Here is a 3,177-nt window from a genome sequence, read left to right on the forward strand (position 1 = left end):
GAAGGCCGAGAAGCCCGCCGAGGGCAGGGCCGAGGCCGAACCGGTGCCGCTGCGCCCCGAGGGGCAGCCGTCGGTGGTCGCCGAGGAGGACCCGGAGGACCACTACGTCCCGCCGGAGCCGCCGCCGCTGCCGACGTTGCGCAAGGGGACGGTCGCGGCGCTCGTGCTGATCGCGGTGGGCGTGGTGCTGCTCGTGGCGCCGGGGCTGTTCGGGCTGACCACGCAGTACGGGGCGCCGCTGGCGCTGGTGGTGCTGTGCTCGGGCGTGGCGCTGCTGATCATGCGCATCCGCAACGGGCCGCCGCCGGACTCCGGGTGGGACGACGGGGCGCAGCTCTGAGGTCCGCGCGGGGTCTCCGAGGTCCGCGCGGGGTCGGGGCTCGCGCGGGGTCAGGGCTCGCGCGGCGGTGACGGCGCGCCGACCAGCACCCGCACGGTGAAGCCGTCCGGGGCCCAGGTGAGGGCGACGTCGCGGCAGGTGCGGTGGGTGAGCCACAGGCCGAGCCCGGCGGTGGAGCTGCCCTCGGTGGGGACGATGCCGACCAGCCGGTTCGGCGGCCCCTGCCCCCGGTCGGTGACCACGACCAGGACCCGCTCGCGGTCGGCCCACACGCGCAGGCGGACCGGGGCGCGGCCGTGGCTGAGCCCGTTGGTGACCGCCTCGCTGGCCGCGTAGACGACGTCGTCGTGCTCGTCCTCGGTGAGCGCGGTGGCCGCGGTGGCCCGCTCGACCGCCCGGCGCGCCTCGGCCGGGGTGGGGTCGAGGGCGTCCACGAGGGGCGGGGCGGCTTCGAGCGGGTGCGGCGGGTCGCCCGCCACGACGGCGCCGGGCGCGTGACCGGGGTTGGGCACGCGCTCGCCGTCCGGGCGGAGCAGGCCGGGGTGCGCGCGCAGGACGTCGGTCACCACCCGGTCGGGGGTGACGCGCAGGTCGTAGGGGCAGAGCACGCGCACGGGCGCGTCGGCGAACACCTCGGTGACCGCGAGCTCGAACCGGGCCCACCAGTCCCAGCTCGCCCCGGCGCGGGGAGAGGGCGCGCCGCCGACCACCCGAACCCGCTCCGCGCCGCCGCGCAGGAGCTCGTCGACCTTGCGGCGCAGCACGAGGAGTGCCTCGGCGGGGCGCGGGTCGAGGGGGAGGTCGAGCAGGCCGGGGGCGGGGGTCGCGAGGCGGGAGCGCAGCAGGTCGGCGCGCTCGGGGGCGCAGGCGAGCAGGACCGGCTCGCCGAGGGCGAGGCCCTCGGCCGCGAACGAGCCCGCGGAGGCGAGCAGGTCGGGGTCGGAGGAGCAGAGGACGGTCTCGTGGCCGGTGCCGGGATCGTCACGGGGGCTCGAGGCCGGTACCGGCGCGGTGGCAGCGCGGGGTCCGGGCGCGGCGGTGGAGACGGCACTCGGCGCAGCGGCGGGGCGGGAGCCGGGCGCGGGCTCGGGAACGGCCTGGTAGCGGGGCCGCCCACCGCGCTCGGGGGCGACCGCCTGCCCTCGAACGGGGTCGTCGGCACCGAAGTCGCGCACGGGGTGGATCGTACGTGGATCAGCGGGGGCGGCGCCGCGCCGGAACGATCCGCCCGCCGCGATGCCGTGATCCCGGCGAACGATCGTGAGAGCGCTCCCACCAGCCGGGGAACCGGCCCGCGATCCGCGGGGGGCGGGCCCGGAAGGAGCCGGGCGGTCCACCGCGCGCCCGCAACGGCAGACCGGGGGCGGTGGGGATAACCGGGTGGGAGCGGCCGGGCGGGCGGCGCCACCCGCCGGCGGCGTCAGCCGGGGCTGCCCGCCTGCGCTGCCCGCCGGAGAACCGCCCCGCGCCCGCAGAACCATCCCGCATCCACAGAACCACCCCACGCCCGCAGAGCCACCCCACGCCCGCAGAACCATCCCGCGTCCGCAGAACCGCCCCGCACCCCTCAGCCCAGCCGCCCTCCGGGCGACTGCGCCGCGCCCACCACCAGGTCCCTGGCCAGGGTCGCGACCCCGACCAGCCCGGCGTCGTCGCCCAGCTGCGCGGTCCGGATGCGGGCCAGGGGGCGGTGGCCCGAGCCGGTCACCACGGACGCGTAGTGCTCGCGCGCGTCGTCCAGGAACAGGGTCGCCGACTCGGACACGCCGCCGCCGACCACGACCACCTCCGGGTCGTACACGTCCGCGACCAGCGCCAACCCCTCCCCCAGCCACCTGGCCAGGTCGGCGACCGCGCGCTGCGCCAGCGGGTCGCCGTCGCGGGCCGCGCCCGCCACCCGCCTCCCGGTGATCGCCCGCGCGTCCCCGCGCGCCTCCCGCGCCAGCACCGTCGACACGCCGGGGTGCTTCGCGAGCAGCTCCACGGCCGTCGAGCTCAGCGCGGTGCCGCTGCAGTACCGCTCCCAGCACCCGTTCTTGCCGCACGGGCACGGCCTGCCGTCCGGCACCAGCCGCAGGTGCCCCAGCTCGGGGGCCACGCCGTGGGCGCCCCGGAACACCTCACCGTCGATCAGCAGCGCCCCGCCGATGCCGGTGCCCACGGCGACCAGCACCGCCACGCCCGCGCCGCGCGCCGCGCCGAACCGGTGCTCGGCCAGCGCCGCCGCGTTCGCGTCGTGCTCCAGCACCACCGGCATCCCGACCCGCTCCGAGATCCGCTCGGCCACGGGCGCGTGCCGCCACGCCAGGTGCGGCGCGAACATCACCGTGCGCCGGTCCGAGGCCACGAACCCGGCGACCGCGAGCCCGACCGCGGCGACCTCGTGCCGCTCGGCCAGCTCGTGCACCGCCCCGCCGATGGCCTCCTCCAGCGCCCGCTCGTCGCCGGGCGTGGCGGTGCGCGTGGTGTCGAGCACCGCGCCGTCCGCGTCCACGACCCCGGCGCGCACGCTCGTCCCGCCGACGTCGATCCCGATCGTCAGCACGGCTTGCGCACCACGGGAACGCGCTGCACGCGCGGACGCGCCACGCGCTCCTCGGCGGGCCCCGCGCCGTTTGGTCCGGCCGGATCGGGCCCGGCCGGATCGGGCCCGGCGCCGAACGGGCCACCGGCACCGCCCCGCCCCGCCTTCGCGTCCGCCTCGACCAGCGCCGCCCGCAGCACCGCGATCAGCCCGGCCACGTGCTCCGCCGCCCTGGACGCCAGCTGCGACCGGTCGCCGCGCGCCAGCGCCACCGCGTTGCACAGCGGGCACCACCCGCACGCCGCCGGGTCGT

At 78.9% G+C, this 3,177-nt stretch carries 4 protein-coding genes; 1 reads left to right on the top strand and 3 read right to left on the bottom strand.

Going from position 1 to position 3,177, the window contains the following annotated elements:
• Positions 1–340, top strand: a 340-nt coding sequence (locus tag ACTUAL_RS06530) for a hypothetical protein (protein ID WP_440899611.1), incomplete at its 5' end; no start/stop codon positions are given.
• A 50-nt stretch (positions 341–390) separates the two neighbouring features.
• Here the strand turns inward: ACTUAL_RS06530 and ACTUAL_RS06535 are convergent.
• The 3 genes from ACTUAL_RS06535 to ACTUAL_RS06545 all read right to left on the bottom strand — a co-directional run.
• A complete protein-coding gene (locus ACTUAL_RS06535) occupies positions 391–1,515 on the bottom strand; it encodes an anti-sigma factor RsbA family regulatory protein (RefSeq protein ID WP_440899612.1) in 1,125 nt (374 codons plus the stop codon).
• Positions 1,516–1,907: 392 nt separating this feature from the next.
• Positions 1,908–2,870 (bottom strand): ROK family protein, encoded by a 963-nt coding sequence (locus ACTUAL_RS06540; RefSeq protein WP_198320590.1) that lies wholly within the window; start codon positions 2,868–2,870, stop codon positions 1,908–1,910.
• An 8-nt stretch (positions 2,871–2,878) separates the two neighbouring features.
• Positions 2,879–3,177, bottom strand: a 299-nt coding sequence (locus tag ACTUAL_RS06545; protein ID WP_440899613.1) for a hypothetical protein, incomplete at its 5' end; no start/stop codon positions are given.

Source organism: Actinosynnema sp., assembly GCF_052038725.1.